At 71.6% G+C, this 20,656-nt stretch carries 12 protein-coding genes; 6 read left to right on the top strand and 6 right to left on the bottom strand.

Features of this window, described 5'->3' with window-relative positions:
• Positions 1 to 18: 18 nt before the first annotated feature.
• Positions 19 to 6,837, bottom strand: a complete 6,819-nt coding sequence (locus tag HUT18_RS32620) for a non-ribosomal peptide synthetase (protein WP_176104102.1) — start codon at positions 6,835 to 6,837, stop codon at positions 19 to 21.
• A gap of 334 nt (positions 6,838 to 7,171) precedes the next feature.
• On the opposite strand from HUT18_RS32620, the gene HUT18_RS32615 reads away from it, so the two are divergent.
• Together HUT18_RS32615 and HUT18_RS32610 are read left to right on the top strand one after the other, a co-directional pair.
• Positions 7,172 to 8,836: an AMP-binding protein gene (locus tag HUT18_RS32615; RefSeq protein WP_176104101.1), complete on the top strand. Its 1,665-nt coding sequence runs from the start codon at positions 7,172 to 7,174 to the stop codon at positions 8,834 to 8,836.
• A gap of 34 nt (positions 8,837 to 8,870) precedes the next feature.
• Positions 8,871 to 9,635 (top strand): thioesterase II family protein, encoded by a 765-nt coding sequence (locus HUT18_RS32610; protein ID WP_176104100.1) that lies wholly within the window; start codon positions 8,871 to 8,873, stop codon positions 9,633 to 9,635.
• Positions 9,636 to 9,724: 89 nt separating this feature from the next.
• Here the strand turns inward: HUT18_RS32610 and HUT18_RS32605 are convergent, their stop codons facing one another.
• Both HUT18_RS32605 and HUT18_RS32600 read right to left on the bottom strand, forming a co-directional pair.
• On the bottom strand, positions 9,725 to 10,531 hold the full coding sequence (locus HUT18_RS32605; RefSeq protein WP_176104099.1) for a response regulator transcription factor: 807 nt from the start codon (positions 10,529 to 10,531) through the stop codon (positions 9,725 to 9,727).
• A 406-nt stretch (positions 10,532 to 10,937) separates the two neighbouring features.
• Positions 10,938 to 12,362 (bottom strand): LVIVD repeat-containing protein, encoded by a 1,425-nt coding sequence (locus HUT18_RS32600; RefSeq protein ID WP_254879131.1) that lies wholly within the window; start codon positions 12,360 to 12,362, stop codon positions 10,938 to 10,940.
• Between the two features lie 329 nt (positions 12,363 to 12,691).
• Here HUT18_RS32600 and HUT18_RS32595 point away from each other — a divergent pair, with 329 nt between their 5' ends.
• A complete protein-coding gene (locus HUT18_RS32595) occupies positions 12,692 to 13,396 on the top strand; it encodes a DUF305 domain-containing protein (RefSeq protein WP_254879130.1) in 705 nt (234 codons plus the stop codon).
• A 223-nt stretch (positions 13,397 to 13,619) separates the two neighbouring features.
• Here HUT18_RS32595 and HUT18_RS32590 read toward each other — a convergent pair whose 3' ends face one another.
• Both HUT18_RS32590 and HUT18_RS32585 read right to left on the bottom strand, forming a co-directional pair.
• Positions 13,620 to 14,534 carry an ROK family protein gene (locus HUT18_RS32590; protein WP_176104096.1) on the bottom strand — a complete coding sequence of 305 codons (915 nt, stop codon included), beginning with the start codon at positions 14,532 to 14,534 and terminating at the stop codon, positions 13,620 to 13,622.
• A 218-nt stretch (positions 14,535 to 14,752) separates the two neighbouring features.
• Positions 14,753 to 15,529, bottom strand: a complete 777-nt coding sequence (locus HUT18_RS32585) for a TauD/TfdA family dioxygenase (protein WP_176104095.1) — start codon at positions 15,527 to 15,529, stop codon at positions 14,753 to 14,755.
• A gap of 190 nt (positions 15,530 to 15,719) precedes the next feature.
• Here HUT18_RS32585 and HUT18_RS32580 point away from each other — a divergent pair, with 190 nt between their 5' ends.
• Genes HUT18_RS32580 through HUT18_RS32570 form a run of 3 tightly spaced genes read left to right on the top strand, consistent with a single transcriptional unit; the run spans position 15,720 to position 18,647 of the window.
• Positions 15,720 to 16,739 carry an ABC transporter substrate-binding protein gene (locus tag HUT18_RS32580; protein WP_176104094.1) on the top strand — a complete coding sequence of 340 codons (1,020 nt, stop codon included), beginning with the start codon at positions 15,720 to 15,722 and terminating at the stop codon, positions 16,737 to 16,739.
• Positions 16,729 to 17,883 carry an iron ABC transporter permease gene (locus HUT18_RS32575; protein ID WP_254878904.1) on the top strand — a complete coding sequence of 385 codons (1,155 nt, stop codon included), beginning with the start codon at positions 16,729 to 16,731 and terminating at the stop codon, positions 17,881 to 17,883. The genes HUT18_RS32580 and HUT18_RS32575 overlap by 11 nt, the downstream gene beginning before the upstream one ends.
• Positions 17,880 to 18,647: an ABC transporter ATP-binding protein gene (locus tag HUT18_RS32570; RefSeq protein ID WP_176104093.1), complete on the top strand. Its 768-nt coding sequence runs from the start codon at positions 17,880 to 17,882 to the stop codon at positions 18,645 to 18,647. Before HUT18_RS32575 ends, HUT18_RS32570 begins: the two co-directional genes overlap by 4 nt.
• 13 nt (positions 18,648 to 18,660) lie before the next feature.
• On the opposite strand, the gene HUT18_RS32565 is transcribed toward HUT18_RS32570, so the two are convergent.
• Positions 18,661 to 20,640, bottom strand: a complete 1,980-nt coding sequence (locus HUT18_RS32565; protein WP_176104092.1) for a DUF5107 domain-containing protein — start codon at positions 20,638 to 20,640, stop codon at positions 18,661 to 18,663.
• Positions 20,641 to 20,656: the final 16 nt, after the last annotated feature.

The following is a 20,656-nucleotide window of genomic DNA, read 5'->3' as shown; positions in this document are numbered from 1 at the left end:
CCGCAAGAACCGCGCAGCCTAGTCCCGATCCACGATGACCTCACCGCCTGCCGGGCCACTACTGTCGGCCGTCCAGTGCCGGAACATCTCCACGAGGTCGGGTTCGCCGCCGAGGCCTTCACTCACGGGTCGTGTCCCCACAGCGGCGGGGGCGGGCCCGCCTCGCAGACAGTTCAGCAGCTCGGTCATGAGACGCGGCGCGACCCGCTCCGCGTCCTCGCCCTCCGCACAGCTCACCGACAGCAGCAGTCGGCCCCGTACCGTGCCGCACAGAAGCTCGAAGCGGTGGTGCACCGGTGTCTCGGGGTGATTCAGCGGGCCGGGGCGGTGGGCCGAGGGACGCAGGCCCGCCTGGGCGTACAACTCGTCGAGGGCGCCCAGGTAGTTGAAGACGAAGGGGGCGCTCGGGGCAGGTGACCCGTCCGCGAAGGCGCGGGTTCCATGGGCGGTCAGCGCGTGGTCGAGGCCTCCGTTGGGCACGGCGCCGCGGGCCTCGGTGACCGCACGCACCGCGGCGGCCGGGTCGTCCACCGCGGCCACCTCCAGCGGGTAGCGCACCGAGAGGCGGCCGAGCGTCCGGGACAGGTCGGCGGGCGTGCCCGAGGGGCCGGGGATCTCGGCGGCCCGCCCGTGGCCGTCGACGTCCACGCGCAGACGTTCGCCCAGCCCCGCCGCCCTGGCGGCGCGTGCCAAGGCGCCGAGAATGACGTCGCCGACGGTCGTCGGGCCTTGTGCCGAGTCCCGCAGGCGTGCCGTGGAGTCGGCGTCCAGAGCCTCGATCAGGGTCCGGGTCACGTGTGCGGGCCTGTTCGGGCGCCGTTGGATTTCGCCAACCCCCTCGCCGTCGCACTCGCCGCTGCGAAGGCTGCCGGTGCCCAACTGCCCTTCATGCTCGGCGAGTCGACGCGCCCAAACGGCAGCCGGAAGGGTCGTCTCGGGCAGGTCGGTGCCGCCCGTCTCGGCGATCTGCGCGTGGGCGGTGAGGAGTTCGTCGAGGAGCAGACGCAGCGAGAAGTTGTCGACGACGAGCCAGTGGGCGAGCAACAGCAGCTCGGGACTGCGGCCGGGGCCGAGGTCGAAGTACACGAGGCGGATCAACGGCGGGGCGGCGAGGTCGAAGTCCTGCTGTGCCGTGGTGGCCGTTTGCTCGATGTGGCGGTCCTGCTCCTCCACGGGGAGGTCGCCGAGAGTGAGCCAGGTGAGAGGCGCGGCCGTTTTGGCCAAGTCCGTGTCCGCCAGCACTCGTTGGCGCCAGCCCCCGTCGGTCCCGAGGACGAATCCGGTACGCAGGGTGTCGTGCCGGGAGACCAGGGCCCTGAGGGCGACGCGCAGGGCGACCTTGTCCAGCGGCTCGTCGAGGGCGAAGAAGAGGGCGTAGTTGTGGTGCCGGGCGATCTCCGGGGCGAGGCCGGACAGGAGCATGGCCTGCGCGGGCAGCAGGGGCAGCTCGCCGGTGACCGGCCCTTCGGCCTCCTCGTGGGCGGCGGGTGTCCTGAGGGTGGCGACCGTGGCGAGTCCCGCGACCGTCGGCTGCTCGAAGAACTGCCGTGGGGTCAGGACGAGTCCGGCCTGCGCGGCCCGGTTGATGACCCGCAGGGCGAGCAGGGAGTCCCCGCCGAGGTCCCCGAAGACGTCGTGGATGCCGACCGCGCCGGATTCGAGCCTCAGCACCTGGGCCCACACCTCCAGGAGGCGGCGCTCGATGTCGTTGCGCGGGCCGCGGTCCGTCGGTCGTGCCTCGCCCGCCTCCTCGGTGGCGGGGCGCGCGGCGTGCGCGGCGCCGCGGACATGTGTCGCGCCAAGTACGGTCGCCACACCGGCACTTCCGAGTTCCAGGTCGTGTCCCGGCCGGGCCCAGACGTCCGGTTCGTCGGCGAGGCGCACGAGCAGTTCCCCGAACGCGCCGAAGGCCGACTCGATTAGACCTTCGGGGAAGAGTTCCGTCACCACGGCCCAGTTCACCCTCAGTTCGCCGTGCAACTCGAAGACCTGGCAGTCGAGATGGACCTGCGGGGTCCGGGTGAGCGCGTGGATGAGTTCACCGAATTCCTGTGCCGCGCGGCCGAGGCTCGTCTCGTCGTCGCCGAGGGCGCTGGTGAACACGACCGGCATGAGCGAACGCCCGCCCTCGGCGTCGGCACGGGCCAGTTCGCGCAGGACGCGTACGCCGTTGAAGGCCCGGTGGGCGAAGTCGGTACGGAACTGCCCCTGGAGCGAGCCGATTTGGCTTTTCACGGGCTCGCCCGCGTCCAGCGCGGTCTCCAGCAGGATGACCGAGGTGAACTCCCCGGCCACCCGGTCGATGTCCGGGTGCACCGGAACGCGCTCGCTCACCGTGAGGTTCAGCGTGAACGCCTCACCGGCCGTACGGCTGCGCAGGACCGCCGCGTAGGCCCAGCAGAGCACCATGGACGGGGTGAGCCCGAGGGACAGCGCGTGCTCGCGGAGGCGTGCCCAGCGCTCGGCGGAGAGGGCGAGGCCGTGCGTGGTGAGGTGCCCACGCACGATCTCGTCCGGCGACTTGGCCAGCGGCAGCTCGGGCGCCGGAGGCAGGGAGGGCACGCGCGCCAGCCAGTAGGCACGCGCGGCTCGGAAGGCGTCGGACTCCTCGGCCCGCTCCAGGGCGAGGACGTAGTCGCGGAAGGACACCTGGGGCGCGGGCAGTTGGGCCCCCGGGTCGCGGAGCAGCGTGCCCCACTCGCCGAGGAGGAGGGCGAGGGAGGTGCCGTCGGCGATCAGCAGGTCGACGACGAAGTGGATACGGGCGCGTCGGCCGTCGAGTTCCGTGACGGCGATGTCGAACAGCGGCCAGGACGCCGGATCGCGGACCTCCCCGGTGAGTGCCGTGCGGATGGCGGCGAGCCGCTCCTCGGTGCTGGCCGCCGGTTCGCCGCGCAGATCGGCGCGGGCGAAACGGTAGTCGGGGACCTGGGCGAGCACCTGCTGTGCCCCGTCCTCGGTGCAGACGGTGCGCAGCATGTCGTGCCGGTTCACCACCAACTGCCAGGCGCGTTCAAGAACTTCGAGGTCGAGGTCCTCTGCTTCGAACTCCGCGTAGAAGCAGGCCGGTACGTCGCCGAGGGGGAAGTAGCCCGCCCTGCCGAGGAGATAGGCCTGCTGGAGGTCGGTCAGCGGGAACGGTGCGAAGCGTCCGTCCGGGTCGGGCACCAGGACGGGCAGCGTCGGTTCCGCCGCGACTCCGCCCTCGCGGCTGTCGAGCACTTCGCCCTGGCCCGCGATCGTCGGGTGGCCGAAGAGGTCCGCCGTGTTCAGGGCCAGCCCCTCGGCGGCGGCCGCGGCGGCGAGCCGGACCGCGAGGAGGCTGTCGCCGCCCACGCGGAAGAAGTCGCTGTGCACTCCGAAGTCGTCGGAGCCGATCAACGCCCGCCAGATACGGGCCAGTTGCTCTTCGGTCCGGTTGCGCGGCGGCGTGCTGTCCTCGGTCGTCGGGTCGGCGGCGGGGCCGGGCGCGGGCAGTCGGCCACGGTCGACCTTGCCGTTGGCCGAGAGCGGCAGCCGGTCGATCAGGAGGTAGCGCTCGGGGGCCATGTAGGTGGGAAGGACGTCGGCCAGGTGCGCGCGGAGTCGTTGCACGAGGTGGTCCAGGTCCGGCAGTACAGCGGCGGCTTCGGCTGCTGCCACACCCAACTGCCCGCCCACGTCCGCGACTTCGGGTGCCTGCGGACTCCTGCTCTCGGCCGTCTCCGGGTTCGCGGCCCCGCCCTGGGGCACCACGTACGCCGTGAGCCGGTTGCCGGTGGCCGTGACGACCGCGTCGCGCACCCCGGTGTGCCGTACGAGCTGGGACTCGATCTCCCCCAGTTCGATCCGGTACCCGTTGATCTTCACCTGGAAGTCGTTGCGGCCCAGGAACTCGATGGTGCCGTCCGGGAGGTACCGGCCCAAGTCGCCGGTCCGGTACATCCGTTCACCCGTAACCGGGTCCGTGACGAACCGCTCGGCCGTCCGCTCCGGGTCCGCCCAGTACCCCTGTGCGACACCCGCGCCCCCGATGAACAGTTCGCCCGGCACCCACACCGGAGCCGCGCCCAGGTGCGCGTCGAGCACCGCGAACCACTGATTGCCCAACGGCTTTCCGTACGGAATGCTCCGCCACGTCGGATCCACCGCACCGATCCGATGGAAGATCGACCAGATGGCCGCCTCCGTCGCACCACCGAGGCTCACGACCTCCGCCCCCGGGCACACGCCCCGCACCCGGTCCGGCAGGGAGACCGGAATCCAGTCCCCGCTGAGCAGCACGACGCGTGGTGTCTCCCAGCGCGCCCGCACCGACTCGCCGTACTCGACCAGCATCTCCATGAGCGCGGGAACGGAGTTCCACACCGTCACCCCGTGCCGCTCGATCAACTCCCCCCAGGCGGCCGGATCCCGCGAGTCGCCCACTCCCGGCAACACCAGGCAGCCGCCCGCCGCGAGTACGCCGAACACGTCGTACACCGACAGGTCGAAACTGAGCGCGGACAGTCCGAGGACCCGGTCCGAACTCCCCACGCCAAAGCGGCTGTTGACGTCCAGAATCGTGTTCGCCGCGGCCTGGTGGTCCACGACGACGCCCTTCGGCGCACCCGTGGAACCGGAGGTGAAAATCACGTACGCCACGTCGTCGGGCCGCGCGCCCTGACCCACCAGCGCCGAGTCGTCGACCTCCCGCCACACTTCCTCGTCGTCGACCACCAGCACTGTCACACCCTCCGGCCACACCACTCGCCCCGCGACCGACGACTGCGTCAGCACCACCTCACAACCGGCAACGCCCAGCACCCGGTTCACGCGCTCGGCGGGCCATGCCGCGTCGACGGGCACGTATCCGGCGCCCGCCTGCAGCACGCCGACCACGGCTACGACCTGCTCCCACCCCTTCTCCATCACGACGCCGACCAGGGAGCCCCGGCCGCATCCCAACTCCCGTAGCGTCCGGCCGACTTGTGCGGCCCGTCGGTCCACCTCCGTATAGCTCAGCACCACTTCGCCGGACACCACCGCGGGCGCGTCACCGCGTTCCCTCAGCGGCCCGCCGAGTTCGTGCAGCAGCCGCCCCTCCTCCAGGGTCACCGACGTGGCATTCGCCGCCGTGCGAGTCGCCAGCTCGCCCGGGCCCACCAAGCCCAGGCCCGAGACCCCGTCCGAGGTTTCCTGTCCGGGCAGGTCCCAGATGTCGGCCTCGTCGGCGAGACGTTCGAGCAAGCGGCAGAACGCGTCGAAGGCGGAGTCGACGAGCCCGGCGGGGAACAGTTCGTCGACCGCGGCCCAGTTCACCCGCAGCACGCCGCCCATCTCCAACACCTGGCATTCCAGGGCCACTTGGGGAGCGGTGGCGCAGAAGTACCCGAGGCCGTCGAACCATGCGGGCAGAGTGTCCCGGTCGAGGTCCTGGCCGAGGACGGCATCGAAGACGTACGGCATCGTTGTACGGTTGCCGCCCTCGTTCCTGAGCATTTCGCGCAGTACCGCGACGCCGCTGAAGGCACGGTGCTCGAAGTCGGCCCAGAACCGATCCTGGAGTCCGGTGATCTGTTCGCGCACGGTGGCCGAGGAGTCCACCGAGAATTCGAGCAGCAGGTGCGAGGTGAAGACGCCGAGGAGGCGGTCGACGTCCGGGTGCACCGGGACACGCTCGTTGGTCGTCACGTTGAGGGTGAAGTCGTCGGTCGCCGAACGGGTCCGCAGGACCGCCGCGTACGCCCAGCACAGCACCATCGACGGAGTGAGGCCACCGCGCATCGAGCGCTGCCGCAGCCGCTGCCAGCGTTCGCCGTCGAGGGTGTGGGCGCGGGACGTGAAACGGGCGGTGGGGACCTGCTCCGGGGAGACGGCGAGCGGGAGTTGGGGCGCGGCGGGCAGGGCGGCCATCCGCGCGCGCCAGTGGTCGCGCGCCACGGCGTACGCGGGCGTCTCCTCCGCTCCCGCGAGGGCCTGGACGTAGTCCCGGAACCACAGGCCGGGGCGCGGGCCGAGGTCGTGCCCCGCCGCGAGGCCCAGCCACTCGCCGAGGAGCCGCCGGATGCTCGGGCCGTCGACGACGAGCATGTCGACGGCGAAGTGGACCCGGAGGGACCCCTGTCCGTACTCGCTGACGCCGATCTCGAAGAGCGGCCAGGCCGCCGCGTCCCGTACCCGTGCCGACATCGCCTCACGTACCGCCGTCAGCTCCGACTCGGCCTGTTCCGGGGCCAGTTGGCGCAGATCGTGCCGGGCGAAGCCGACGGTGGGAACCTCGGCGAGTACGCGCTGGCGGCCGTCGTCGGGGAAGACGGTGCGCAGCACGTCGTGCCGGTGCACCACCTCGTTCCAGGCGCTCTCCAGGGCGGGCAGATCGGCGCCGGTGGCTTCGAACTCGGTGTAGAACCCGGCCGGTACGTTGCCCAGCGCGAAGAAGCCGCCGCGGCCGAGGAGGTAGGCCTGTTGCAGGTCGGTGAGCGCGTAGGGCTCGTGGCGGTGCGCGGCGTCGTGGCCGGTGTCCGTGGGTTCGGCGGCAGGGACGGCGGTGGGCAGTGCGGTCACCAGGGCGGCCGCGAGCCCGGCCGGGGTCACGGGGCCGCGGAGCAGTTCCATGCCGAGCCGTACGCCGAGGCGCGCCTCGACCACGCTGTTCAGGGTCACCGCGAGCAGCGACTCCAGGACGATCTCCGCCCCGGGGCCCGCCGCCCGGTCGAGTGCCCCGTACTCGGCGAGGAAGTCCGCCAGCGCCCCGGTGAGAAACTCCACCCGCTCGTCGTCCGCCGACCGGGCGGCCAGGGCCTCGGCAAGGTTCGGGTCGGTCAGGGGGTGGCGGACGGAGGACGGGCCGGGCGAGGGTTCGAAGGCAGCGTTCATGGCGGGGCTCCTCGGCAACGCTCGATCGGGTGCGCGCCCCGCACGGGCGCGCGTGCCGACGTTCCCCGCCAGGCCACGCATCGGCAACACCCGTCGGAGTACGGCCATCGGGCAGTGCCCGACCGGCTACCCCCGACGGGCACTGCCGTGATGGCCCGTACGGCGGGTCGATCGCGTCGTCCCCGCAGGCCGGGGCCGGGTCTACGGTCGGTGACGGCGCGCCGTTGCCCGGCCGCCCGGGGCCTGCGTACGGATCGGGCCGGTGCGGGCAGAGGTTCCGCGGCGCGATCCGGACGGCGGGCCCGAGCACCCGTCCTTCGCAGCGGAGGTATCCGTGACCCTGCTTCCCGCCGAGCACCGGACCTTCCGTTCCGAGGAGGTGCGCGGCCACTCGATCGTGGAGGGTCTGCTGCGGTCCCGTCCCGGCGCCGGACTCACCGTCCTCGACGGGGACTTGGCTCCCCGGCGCCTGGGCTGCCGGGAGCTGGCCGGGCACGCCGAGGAGGCGGCCCGCGCGCTGCGCGCCCGCGGCGTCTCGCCGGGCGACCGGGTGTGTCTGCTCGCGCCGACCGATGTCGCGACACTGATCACGCTGTTCGGCGCCTGGCGGCTCGGTGCCGCGCCGGTGGTGCTGCCGCGTCCGCCGCGGCGCGGGACCGAGCGGGCCGTGGCCGAGATCCGGCGCCGGGTGGAGGCGGCCGGGGCAGCCCTGTTCGTGACCACGGACGAGCTGGCCCCCTTGTTCACGGGCCGCCTTCCGCTGCCGGTGGTGAGCCTGGGCGAACTGCGGCGCTCCCTCCCGCCGGGACCGCCGCCCGCGATGCCCTCCCCGCAGAGCATCGGTCTGGTGCAGTTCACCTCGGGCACCACCGCCGCCTCCCGCGCGGTGGCCGTCACCCAGGAGCAACTGGTGGGCAATATCGCGGCGTTGGGCGAGCGGATCGGTTTCGGTCCCGACGATGTGTACGTGACCTGGCTGCCGCTGTATCACGACATGGGCATGGTCACCCTGGCCGGATTCGCGGCGGGCGGCGCCGATGTCGTCGCCCTGGCCACGGAGACCTTCCGGGAGCGCCCGGGCTGCTGGCTGCGCACGATCAGCGACTACGGCGGCACCTTCACGGCCGCCCCCGACTTCGCCTACAGCCTCGCGGCCAGGCTGCAGAGCCTCAGCCCGGCCCAGCTCAATCTGTCGAGCCTGCGCATCGCGGCGAACGGCGCCGAGGCCGTCGACGTCCACACCGTGCGGCACTTGCGGAAGACCCTCGCCCCCTACGGGCTCCGTGAGAACGCGATGTGCCCCACGTACGGGCTCGCCGAGGCGACCCTGGGCGTCACCGGCAGCGCACACGACGAACCGGTCCGGGTCGTCGAGCCGCGCGACCTGACCGGGGTGGCCGGTGAACACCGCCCGGACCGCCCCCTGGTGAGCTGCGGGCGCCCGCTGCCGGGCACCGAGGTACGCGTCGAGAACGCGGCGGGCGAGCCGCTGCCGGAGGGCGCGGTCGGTGAGATCAAGGTGCGCGGGCCGGGCGTGGTGCCCGGTTACTGGACGGCCGCGGAGGGCCTGCGCGCGGGCGACCCGGTGCGGGAGGGCTGGCTGGCCACCGGCGATCTCGGTTTCCTGGACGCCGGTGAACTGGTGGTCTGCGGCCGCATCAAGGACATGATCATCGCGGGCGGGCGCAATCTCTATCCGGAGGACTACGAGTTCGCCGCAGAGCGGGTCAGCGGTGTACGGGAGGGCCAGGTCGCCGCGTTCTCGCTGCCCGGGCAGGAACGCATGGTCGTGGTGGCCGAGAGCCGGGCCGCGGACCTGGAGGGCGTCGGCCGCCGGGTGATCGAGGCCCTCGGCGGCGAGCTGGACCACGCCCCCTACGAGGTGGTGTTCATCAAACCCGGCACGCTGCCGAGGACTTCGTCCGGCAAACGGCAACGCCAGGCCACCCGTGAGCTGTACCGGGGCGGTGGCCTCGACGTCCTGCACACCGTGCGCTGAGCCCGCGTCGCCGACCGCTCGGAGAGGAGTACCCATGGCCGCCACACCCGTGGCCGACTGGTTGCCGCCCGCCCCGCCGGGGGCCGTGGCCGACGCCGTCACGCTGATCTGCCTGCCGCACGCGGGCGCCGGTCCGGGCGGCTACCGGCCCCTCGCCCGGCTCCTGCTGCCCCGTGTCGCGCTGCGGCCGGTGCGTCTGCCCGGCCGGGAGTCGCGGGTCGGTGAGGCGGCGCTGCCCGAGGCGACGGCGGTCGTACGGGCGCTCGTGCCGGCTCTGGTGCCCCAACTGCGGGGCCGGTTCGCGCTGTGGGGTCACAGCATGGGCGGGTACCTCGCGTTCGAGCTCGCGCGGCTCCTGGAGGCCCGGTTCGGGCTGCGCGCCGAGGCCCTGATCGTCTCGGGCTGCCCGGCACCGACGTCCCCTGCCCGGGCGGCACTTCCGCAACGCAGCCTGATGGACGACGACCAACTGTGGTCCAGCGCAGCCGAGTTGAACGGGATTCCCGCAGAAGTGCTCGGCGACGCGGGACTGCGGGCACTACTGCTGCCCACCCTGCGGGCGGACTTCGCGGTCTTCGAGACCTACGTACGCCGCCCCGGGCCGCCCCTGGGCTGCCCCGTCCACGCCTTCTCCGGGCAGGACGATCCCGAGGCACGCGGTGCGGACATGGCGGCCTGGGGCGAGGAGACCCGTGCGGACTTCCACCACGCCACCCTGCCGGGCGGCCACTTCTTCCCGTTGGAGGACCCGGCGGCATTCGGCGAAGCGCTCGTCAAGGCGCTGACCGCCCCGAACTGACCCCTGCCCGCCCGACGCCCGAGGAGGTTTGTGTGCGCCGCCGAGACCCTCGTGCTCCTGCCGCCAACTCGCCCTGTGCCGGGGCCGGTTCAGCCCGGCGTCTCGGAATCGATCTCCACCAGGCCGCGGCGCATGGCAGCCGCGACGGCCATGGTGCGGTTCTGGCAGCCGAGTTTCGCCAGTACGTTGGCGACGTGTCGTTTCACCCCGTGCTCGGTGATCTGCATGCCCTTGGCGATCTGACGATTGCTCAGACCACTGGACATCAGGCGCAGGGTGTCGAGTTCACGTGCCGTGAGCGTGGGCCGCGGGGGCGCGGTGTCGCCGCCCGCCTCGGCCGCGAAGGACAGCAACTCGCGCATGGTGTCACGGGAGACGGCGACCGTTCCGCGGCCGATCGCGCCGAGCGCGTCGGCCAGCGAGGACACCGAGAGGTCCTCCTCGCGCAGGATCGCGTCCACGGGGAGCCGGGCCGCCGCCATCCACCGGCGCCGGTCCAGGCCCCGGGCAAGGATCACCAGACGTGTCTCGGCTCCGCCGATGAGGTTTTCCAGACCCCGCAGACTGCGCCCGAGGACACCCGAGGACAGCACCACGGTGGCGGGCAGGGCCAGTTCGGCGTCGGACACCTCCTCGGGCGCGGACACCGCGAGGACCGCGGCACCGGGCATCGCCTGCTCCAGCATCCGCAGCACGCCCATCCGGGTCACCACATGGGGCTCCACCAGGACGACCCCGTACGCCTTCACGCGGTACTCGTCCGGGCCGAACTCGCCCGCGTCGTACGCGCCCGCGTCGCGCCGGGCGGCGGACGGCCGCGCTCCGGGCGACGGTGTCCCGTCCTGATGCGCCGTGACGGGAGCGGCGCCCGCGGTCATCGAGCCGTCGGCCAACATCGTTCACCGGCCCGTGTGTTCGCGCTTCTCGGTCCGTACGGAGCCAGTGCGGCGAGCAGTTCGTCGACGCTCCCGGTGTCTCCCGCTGCGCGCACATGATCGCCGCTGAGCGCTCCCCGCGCCCTCGTGCTCTCCACGCCCACCAGAACCCCCTGTTCCCGAGCTCCGGATACCAGTCATGCCCGCCAGGGGCACGCCTCATACCCGTCACGTGCACTGCTGTGCCGGGCATGGACCCTATCCAGGCCCTCGGGGGCACGCCACTCCAGGTCAGGCGGTGTGGAGAGAGTTTCCCCGAGATCTTCCCGCAGTTGGCCGAGCGGGCCGGGACCGGCCGGCACCAGGTGGCCGGTCCGCCCCCGTGACCGGATTCCGGTAGCGGGGACGGACGGCCCTGCCGCCCGGCTCAGTCGAAGTAGTCGGGCTGGGTCTGGACGTTGAGTTCCTTCATCCGGACCTTCGCTGCCGGATCGGTGCGCGGGTCCCGGAGCTTCAGTACGTCGAAGCCCATGGCCATGTCGTTGGAGTAGATGTGGCCGTTGTAGTAGTACGCCGACCAGGAGCCGCCGGTGCGGAGGGTGTCCGCGGACAGCGGGCCGCGCTCGAAGTAGCCGATCTCCTTGGGCTTCGACGAGTCGGTGAAGTCCCATACCGAGACGCCGCCCTGGTACCAGGCCTGGACCATGAGGTCCTTGCCCTTGACCGGGATCAGCGAGCCGTTGTGGGCCACGCAGTTCTCGGTGTCCGCCTGGTTCCGGGGGATCTTGTAGTAGCCGCGGAAGACGAGCTTGCGGTGATCGCCCTTGCCGGTGATCTCGTAGATGCCGTCCGCGCCGCGGTCGGGACCCACCTCGTCGTTGCAGGTGGGCGCGCCGCCGCCGCCGAGTTCGTCGGTGAACACCACCTTGTTCGCACGCTGGTTGAAGGTGGCCGAGTGCCAGAACGCGAAGTTCACGTTGTCCTGCACCTGGTCGAGGATCCTCGGGTGCTCGGGATCCGCTATGTCCATCAGGATGCCGTCGCCCATGCAGGCCCCGGCCGCCAGGTCCTTGGAGGGCAGGACGGTGATGTCGTGGCAGCCCGTGGTCTTGGAGACGCCCGGGTTGGTCGGGGAACCCGGGTTGCCGCCGCCGTCCGGACCACTGCCGGGGAACAGGACCGGGAAGTCCACCACGGCCGCCTTCTGGGGCGCCTTGCGCGGCACCTTGATGACGGAGATGCCGTCGTGCGGCGGCTGGCAGTCGGGGAAGGTCGCACTCGGGGCGTAGGAGGAGACGTAGACATAGACGTTCTTGCGCTTCGGCACCAGCGTGTGGGTGTGGGAGCCGCAGGAGGTCTCGACGGCGGCGACGTACTTGGGGTTCGCCTTGTCGCTGATGTCGAAGATCTTCATGCCCTCCCAGGAGGACTTCTCGGTCGCGGGCTGGGAGGTGCTGGCGCAGGAGTTGTCGCTGCGCGAGGCGTCCGTGGACAGGAACAGCAGGTCGCCGGAGACCGAGATGTCGTTCTGCGAGCCGGGGCAGAGCACCTGGGCGACCGTGCGCGGCTTCTCGGGACGACTGATGTCGAGGACGCGGAATCCGTCGTAGTTGCCCGCGAAGGCGTAGTCGCCCTGGAAGGCCAGGTCCGAATTGTTGCCCGGCAGCACGTCCTTGGGGATGTTCGCCAGGTGCTCGATGTTGTCGGAGTGGACGATCTCGCCGGGCGCCGGGATGTCACCGCGCTCGATGGCGGCACGGGTCTTCGCCGCGTCGTCCTTCGACACCGGCGCCGGGGCCTTCGGGCTGTCGCCGGGGTCGGGGACGGCGGTGGCGGGCCCGGCCGCCAGCATCGCCGCGAGAAGTCCCACGGCCGCGGCCAGGGTGGCCGACCGTCTGTGGCGTGGGCCAAGGGTTTTCCACAGGGTCACTGCATTCTCCCTACTCACCGTTTCGGGTGGAACGCTTCTTGGACACCGGCAGTATCGTCGTGTCCACGTCCAGATGAACAGGTGAGAACGTCTTCGTCGTGTGATCCATCCGCTGAACCGGCCGCGCCGACCGGCGATTTCCGGCCAGCCTGATGCTCTCCAACTCCCCCATGAGTCACAGGAGGTCGCCCGTGTCCCACCGCTCCCCCGCCCGTACGCGCCGTTCGCCGCTGCCCGCGGCGACGGTCGCCATGCTCACCGCCGGAGTACTCCTGCTGAGTGGCTGCGACTCGGCCGACCAGGACACATCCGGCCATGCGCACGCGACGGGCCCTTCGGTCATCGCCCCCGGCAAGCCCGGCGAAGCCGCCGAGACGCTGTCCGCCGAGGAGGCCGAGAGCAGGCGGCCGAACGACAGCCCCAACTCGGCCGATTTCACCTACGCGCGGATGATGATCACCCACCACCGGCAGGCTCTGGAGATGACCGCACTGGCCCCCTCCCGCGCGGGTACGGCGAAACTGCGCCGTCTCGCGCAGCGCATCACCTCCGCGCAGAAGCCCGAAATCCGGGCGATGGAGGGCTGGTTGAAGAACCACGAGGCGGACGAGCACACCAAGGGACACGAGCACGGCCACGAGCACGAAGACGGCGGCGGCGCGCACGGCGACGACGGCGGTCACGCACACAGCGCGAGTCCCGGCACGGGCCAGGATCATGACCACGACGCGATGCCGGGGATGGCCACCCAGGCCCAGCTGAAGAAGCTGCGCGCCGCCCGCGGCGCGAACTTCGACGCCCTGTTCCTCCGGCTGATGATCACTCACCACGCGGGCGCGGTCACCATGGCCACCGAGGTGCTGTCCGACGGCAACAACGTACAGATCGAGGAAATGGCCAACGACGTCATCGCCCAGCAGACGAGCGAGATCCAGCGCATGCGCAAGATGACGTAGCGGTCGCGGCCGGGGGACGGTGACATGGACGTGGACGTGGACGACGTGACGGCGGAGCCCCGGCCAAGGCCCCAAGTGCCGTGACACACAAGGGAGATGGCCCCGCACGGGGTCATCTCCCTTGTGGTTTCGACGGAATGGGGACCACAGCCCCGCCACCGCGCCGAAAGGCACCCCCGAGGATCTTGGCCGAAAAAGGATGCCACGCCGGTACGACTCCGGGTCAGGCCACGGCGACGAGTTCCTCCGCGAGCAGTGCCGCGCCCAGGCAGCCCGCGCGCTCGCCGAGCCGGGCCGCCGTGAGCTTGGGCGGCCGCCGGAAGGTGAGACGTTCGGCGAGCGCGCCCCGCAGCGGGGCGAAGAACGACGAGCCCGCTTCCAGGAGTTCACCGCCGAGCACGATGCGGTCGAAGTCGAGTACCCGGGTCAGCGCGGCAAGCCCGTCGGCGAGCGCTTCGAGCGCCTCCTGCCAGACCTCCGCGGCTTCCGTGTCCCCGGCCGACGCCCGCCGGTGCACCTCCTGAGCGGTGATGCCGCGCTCCCCCGTGACCCGCATGTAGCGCCCGGCGATGGCCGAGGCGGAGGCCATGGTCTCCAGGCAGCCCTGACTCCCGCAGACGCACTCCGCGCCGCCCGGCCGCACGATGAGGTGACCGATTTCGCCGACCCCGCCGCCACCCGAGGCGAGCGGACTGCCGCCGAGGACCACCGCCGCCGCCACACCCGTACCGACGGGCACATAGGCGAAGCCGTCGCAGCCGCGCCCCGCTCCCAGCCTGCTCTCCGCCTTGGCCGCGGCGCGGACGTCGTGTCCGACGGCCACCGGCAGCCCGAGATGCTCGGCGAGCCATTCGCCCACCGGCAGTTCACGCCAGCCGAGGTGGGCCGCGTAACAGGAGATGCCGTGTTCCTCGTCGACCAGCCCGGGCACCACGATGCCCGCCGCGACCGCGGGCGATCCCTCCCGCCGGGCCTCGGCCGCCAGCCGGTCCGCGCAGTCCAGGACCGCGTCGAGCACGTCGTCGGGTCCGTAGTCGTTCCGCACCGGCTCCCGCAACGACGCCAGTACGCGGCCTCTGCCCGCGAAGACCTCACCGCTGATCCGGTTCGCGCTCACGTCCAGGGCAATGACACTCATCCCGTATCCCCGCTTCCCGGCCCGGAAACGATGCGCGCACACCCCGCACCGGCAGTCCCCGCACCCATGGCTCTGGTAAACCAACCCAGACTCTGACTGAAACTGTTTGGTTTATAGCCACTTGCGTCACCTTCGCGCAAGGTCAGGCGGGGGTCGGCCTTCTCACCTCGTAGGGACGGCCGGGCTTCGCCGCCTCGGACGGGGCCCGGCGCACCGCCTCAGCGCGCGTCCGAGGTGCGCAGCGTGAGGATGCGGACCGCCCGTTCGCCGGTGTGCGCGTCGCGCCCGTGCCAGCAGCGGTAGTTGTCGAGTACGAGGATCTCGCCCTCCGCGAGCCGGAACCGCTCCAGTCCCTGCTCCGTCTCCGCCACCGCGCTCTTCAGCCGCTCCAGCATGGCCTGCACGTACTCGGCCTGAGGATCCCGGTGCAGGGGCGCTGCCCCGTCGGTGCGGCGGACGAGGCGACGGCCGGTACGCGTGTACTCGACATGCCTGCCCACGCGGGGCTCCGCCGGGAGTCCGCGCAGTCCCGCCCACGCTCCGTAGAGGTCGACGTCGGTACGGGTGAGGAACTCCCAGAGCTCCGGGTCCGCGGCCTCGCACTCGTCGACGAAGCGGTAGGCGTCGGCCACGAACGACTCCCCTCCCGACGCGGCACCCCGCACGCACTGAACGAGGACGTGATCCTCGTCGGGGTCGCGCCGCCGGTGGGGCACACCCGCGATCTCCACGACGAGGTCGAATCCGTCGGCGTGCAGCGGCACCGGCCGCCCGTCGTGCGACCGCCGCAGCCGCTGCGGGAAGAGCTGCCGGAGGCGGTCACCGAGCACGGTCGCCGCCGCGACCACGAGCGAGTCGGCGTCCGGTTCGTAACCGGTGAGGACCACGGCGCCGTCACGGCCGAGACAGCGGGCGGCGGCCTCGCCCCGCCCGGGACCGACGCGCTGCGGGACAACTCCCGGTACGGACTGCCGAGTTGTGGACGTCGCGGGCATGGGACCGATCCTTTCGACCCGGAGGTGGACACTCCCGGCCCGCGGCAGCCGGACCGCGCTGACCAGGGAACGAACACCTCAGGGCATGCTTGTTGCACAACATGTGCAGGTACTCGGATACTCTAATGAAAATGGTTTCCGATTGCAGAATCGGGGCCGCCCCTCGGTTCCCCACCCCTCAAGGAGGCCCATGTCCCCCCGCGCCCGCTTCGGTGCCGCCCTGGCCCTGGCCGTCGCCCTGTCGACGGCCGGCTGTTCTCAGGGCCCCGAGGGCTCGTCGAGCTCGGGGGCTCCGGACGGCCCCGACACCGTGCGGGTGTCGAGCTGCGGTCGGCAACTGGCCTTCGCGAGCCCGCCGGAGCGTGCCGTCACCCTCGACCAGGCCGCCACCGAGACCCTGCTCGAACTGGGCCTGCAGGACCGTATGGCCGGCACCTCGAACCTGGTCACGAAGATCGCCCCGAAGTACCGCGCCGCGTACGAGAAGGTGCCCGTACTCAACCCCAAGATCCTCACCGGTGAGCAACTCCGGGCGGCCGCACCCGACTTCGTCATCTCCTCCTTCCGTGACCTGTACACCAAGGACCGGGTGGGAACCCGGGAGGAGCTGGGCGGGCTCGACCTGCCCGCGTTCCTGAGTTCGGTCGAGTGCCCGGGGGCCGACAAGTCCCGGCGCACCGCGTTCGACCGGCTGTTCAAGGACTACGAGGAGCTGGGGCGCGTCTTCGGCGTCCGCGACCGGGCTGCCGCGCTCGTGGCCAAACAGCGCGAGGTGGTCTCCCGGGCGGAGAAGACCGGGGAACGGACGAAGCACCGGCCCTCCGTCGCCTGGGTGTACTCGGTGTACAACGGCGTCCCCTACGTGGCCGGGAGCAGCGGCATACCCAGCGACATGAGCAGGCTCGTCGGGGCGGAGAACGTCTTCGACGACGTGCGCGAGGAGTGGCCGGAGGTGTCCTGGGAGGAGTTCGCCGAGCGCGATCCGGAGGTGATCGTCGTCGGGGACCTCTCCGAGCGGGGCGTGCCGGGTGACAGTGCCGAGGAGAAGATCGCCATGATGCGCAAACATCCCGTGGTCTCGCAGCTGAAGGCGGTGCGCGAGAACCGCTTCATCACGGTCCCGGGCGTCGAACTCGATCCCTCGGTACGCAGTGTCCACGCACTGCAGGAGGTCGTCGACGGTCTGCGGGACTTCGGCCGTGACCGCTGACCCCACAGCACCGCCGCTCGCCGAAGAGCCGTACCGCCAGGGCGACTTCAGGGACTCGCCGCTGCATCCCACGGCCCGCGGCAAGGAGTCCCCGTCGAAGACCGCCCCTGGGGCACTGCCCACCGCGCACGGTTCCCCGCTGTCGCGTACGGCGCTGTACCTGCTCGCCGTCCTCGTACTCCTCGCCTCGCTCGCCGCCTCGGTCCGCATCGGCACCTCCGAGGTCGGCTACGGCGAGATCTGGCGCTCGGTGGGCAGCCACCTCGGGCTGCCGGTGGAGCCGCTGCCCCGGCTGCTCGACTCGCTGATCTGGGATTTGCGTGCGCCTCGGGTGCTGCTCGCCGCGGTGGTGGGTGCCGCACTCGCGGTGTGCGGCGCCGTACTCCAGTCGGTGACCCGCAACGCCCTCGCCGACCCCTATCTGCTCGGGGTCTCCTCCGGGGCGTCGGCGGGCGCCGTGGTCGTGGTCCTGCTCGGCTTCGGCGCCGGGACGCTCGGCGTCACCGGCGGGGCCTTCACCGGTGCCCTGCTCTCGTTCGCTCTGCTCATGCTGCTCCTGCACCGCAGCGGCCTCGACTCGACCAGAATCGTGCTCACCGGAGTGGTGGTCGGCCAACTCTTCAGCGCGCTCACCTCACTTGTGCTCATCGCGGCGGGCGACGCCGACACCACACGGGCGATCACGTACTGGCTGCTCGGCTCGATGGCCTCCGCCCGCTGGGAGGGGGTGGTCATCTGCGCGGCCGTCACCGCGATCGGGCTGCTTGTGCTGTGGCTGTGCGCGGCGGCGCTCGACGGTTTCGCCTTCGGTACGGACACCGCGGCTTCGCTCGGCATCGGCGTACGCGCGACCCGGGCCGTCCTGCTCGTCGTCACGGCTCTGATGACCTCCGTCGCCGTCGCCTCGGTCGGCGCGATCGGATTCGTCGGCCTGATCGTTCCGCACGGCGTCCGCTTCCTCGTCGGCCCGCGACACCGCGTTCTGCTGCCCTTCACCGCACTGGCCGGGGCGGTGTTCCTGGTGTGGACCGACGCTCTGTCCCGGGTCGCCTTCGCACCGCAGGAGGTCCCCGTCGGGGTGTTCACCGCCCTGCTCGGGGTCCCGTTGTTCCTCCTGGTGCTGCGGAAGCGGGGCGAGTTGTGAGGATCGACCTCGACGGGGTGAGCTGGGCGGTGGGCGGCCGGACCGTCGTACGAGACGTCTCGCTGCACGTGGGTCCCGGCGAGACCGTGGGACTGATCGGCCCCAACGGTTCGGGCAAGTCCTCGCTCCTGCGCTGCGCGGCGGGACTGCGTACTTTGGCCGCCGGTGCGGTGCGCTACGACGGCGCGGACATCCGCTCCTGGAGCGCACGGCGCCTGGCCCGGCAGATCGCGTTCGTCGAGCAGGCGGCCGAAGCCGAGAGCGATCTGCGTCTGGCCGATGTGGTGGCGCTGGGCCGGACACCCTTCCGGGACCGTTGGCGCGACCTCGACGGTGCGGACCTGACGGTCATCGACGCCGCCCTCGCCCGAACCGGCCTTTCGGGCCTCGGCGAACGCGGCTGGCAGAGCCTGTCCGGTGGTGAGCGGCAGCGCGCCCAGCTGGCACGGGCGCTCGCCCAGCAGCCCTGGGGCATCCTGTTGGACGAGCCGACCAACCACCTCGACGTGAAGCACCAGTGGGAACTGATGGACCTGTTGGCGACCACCGACCAGACCGTCCTGGTCGCCCTGCACGACCTCCCCCTCGCCGCCCGATTCTGCGACCGGCTCGTCCTCATGCACCACGGCGCGGCCGTCGCCTCGGGCAGGCCTGAGGAGGTACTCACCCCCGCCCACCTCGCCGAGGTTTTCGAGATGGACGCCGAGGTCGGGAAGGACAACCTCGGCCATCTGACGCTGACTTACCGGGGGACGGTGCGATGACCGCGGGGGCCGCTTAAGAACCTTCCGGCTGCATGACGAAGTCGTACCGGTAAGGCAGTGCCCGGGCCGAGGACGGCTCGGGGCCGGACCCGGTGGCGGCGTGATGCCGCTGACAGGCGTGCCACAGGTCGCTCAGCGAGGTCTCGCCCTCACGCATGTTGGGGACGTCGACGCCTTCCTCGAGTATGCGGCGGCACCGACCGACGTCACCCGCTTCCAGCGCCGCCCTCGCCTCCAGCATCCGCAGACGGCCTTCGACCGGCTGCCCGCCCGGACGGCCGTCGATGAGTTCGAGCGCCAGGTCGGCGCGGCCGGCGCGCAGCAGGACGTCGACGAGCTCGTGCGTGAGCGAAAGGAGGGCGGGAGCCAGGTCGTGGGCGCGCAGGTAGGCGTCCGCGGCGTCCGTCAGCCGGCCGTCGTGCGCCGCGAGCGCCCCGAGGTTGCGCCAGGCCCATGCGTTGGGAGTGTCCTCAACCGACCGGGTCCAGGCCTCCTCGGCACCGTCGAGGTCTCCCCCGGCGGCCCGGAGGACCCCGAGGCACAGGAGGGAGAGCCATCCGTCCGCCTGATCGAGGAGCGGCGCCCAGTCCGGGGAGATCTCGTAGGAGGCCGGAGCCTCGGTGGGAGCGAGCTCCGGCAGTCGGCCGCTGTTGAGCAGGGCGAGCCACGGCTCCTGTTCCGGGCCGAGCCCGGTGTCCGGGAAGGGTGTGGCGGGCAGATTCAGCGAGTCGTCGCCGGACTTGGCGCGCCGGTGGCGCTCCAGGGCACCCCAGCCGGACCCGGGGTGCAGGACTTCAGCGGGTTCCTCGCGGGTCCACAGGCACGCCTCTCGCAGCTCTTCTTCGAGCCGTTCGGCGGTGATCAGCTCATCGACACCCGCTTCGGCGGCGGAGCGTGCCCGCTCCCAGTCGCCGCCGTGGACGGCGGCGGCATCGGCGTCCACGTGGCCGTACGCCTCCAGCCAGGACCAGGTGGCCCCGCCGGGCAGCGCGAGGTGTTCCAGCTGGGTACGGGCAAGTCCCGCCTGGATCTCCAGGTAGGGCGTGCCCGGCTCCGAGAGCCACTCCTGCCACCGGTTCCCGCCCCGGTGCTTTCCCCAGTGGAAGAGCTTGCGGCCGGACAGGCGCGGTGTCGACGCCTGCGCGAGTCCCCGGCCTGCGCCGTCTAGGGCCGCTATCCAGGGTCTGCGCTCCCGGTCGAGCTCGAAGAAGTAGTCGGCGGAGGCCGGGGCCCGGGTGGTGTAGGTGAGGTCCCGCCCCGCGTACCGGGGCACGGGAACGCGGCGCAGCCGCCGGTCGTAGGCGAAGTGCCATGCCTGGTCCGCCGGGGCGACGACCCGGGTGTCGGCCGTCTCCGGGACGGCGATATTGGACCACCAATACACCGGCACCTCATGGTCGTTGGGGTTCACGATGCTGACGTGCACGAGCAGCGCCTCCGAGCCGTCGGGCAGGTAGGCGTCGATCTGGAACACGGCCTGCCGGATGCGTTCGTACTCGTACATCCGAAGGACGGGTGTGCCGTCCGGGCGCTGTGCGCGTACGGCGTGCAGGGGCGAGGACGTGGTGGTGGAGTGCCCGATGGTGCCGAAGTTCCACTCCACGCCGCCGGCGACCCAGGCATCGCGCAGCGCGAGGTTGCCGGGCTGGAAGACGGTGTTGCGGAACAGCAGCTCCCGGCCGCTGGGACGGTGGACCAGCGACCACAGCCTCCCTCCGACATCGAGGAGGAAGGTGGCGCGCAGGGTCTCGTTCTCCAGCACGGCGACGCGGTGGGAACGCGCGTGGCGCCTCCGGTCGTAGCCGTCCTGCCTGAGGTGGGGAAGGACGGTACGGACACGGCCGTAGGCGATGTTGCGGCGCATCTCGTCGTCGGCTTCGTCGACCCCTGCCACATCGTGGGTGTCCAGCCCGGAGAACAGGGGTGGCAGCGGATTCACCGGCCCGAGGTCCGCGGTGGGCATCGTCAGGTCGGTGATATGCAGTGTGCTCATCCAGGACTTCCCATGG

The organism is Streptomyces sp. NA04227 (assembly GCF_013364195.1).
In the GTDB taxonomy this organism is placed as follows: Bacteria; Actinomycetota; Actinomycetes; order Streptomycetales; family Streptomycetaceae; genus Streptomyces.
The sequence above is the reverse complement of the archived record's forward strand: the minus strand, read 5'-3'. Positions and strand labels throughout refer to the sequence as shown.

Coding starts and splice junctions, on each gene's coding strand:
- HUT18_RS32620 (WP_176104102.1), bottom strand. CDS start 6,837: ATGAACGCTGCCTTCGAACCCTCGCCCGGCCCGTCCTCCGTCCGCCAC.
- HUT18_RS32610 (WP_176104100.1), top strand. CDS start 8,871: ATGGCCGCCACACCCGTGGCCGACTGGTTGCCGCCCGCCCCGCCGGGG.
- HUT18_RS32605 (WP_176104099.1), bottom strand. CDS start 10,531: ATGTTGGCCGACGGCTCGATGACCGCGGGCGCCGCTCCCGTCACGGCG.
- HUT18_RS32600 (WP_254879131.1), bottom strand. CDS start 12,362: ATGCTGGCGGCCGGGCCCGCCACCGCCGTCCCCGACCCCGGCGACAGC.
- HUT18_RS32595 (WP_254879130.1), top strand. CDS start 12,692: ATGCTCACCGCCGGAGTACTCCTGCTGAGTGGCTGCGACTCGGCCGAC.
- HUT18_RS32590 (WP_176104096.1), bottom strand. CDS start 14,534: ATGAGTGTCATTGCCCTGGACGTGAGCGCGAACCGGATCAGCGGTGAG.
- HUT18_RS32585 (WP_176104095.1), bottom strand. CDS start 15,529: ATGCCCGCGACGTCCACAACTCGGCAGTCCGTACCGGGAGTTGTCCCG.
- HUT18_RS32580 (WP_176104094.1), top strand. CDS start 15,720: ATGTCCCCCCGCGCCCGCTTCGGTGCCGCCCTGGCCCTGGCCGTCGCC.
- HUT18_RS32565 (WP_176104092.1), bottom strand. CDS start 20,640: ATGAGCACACTGCATATCACCGACCTGACGATGCCCACCGCGGACCTC.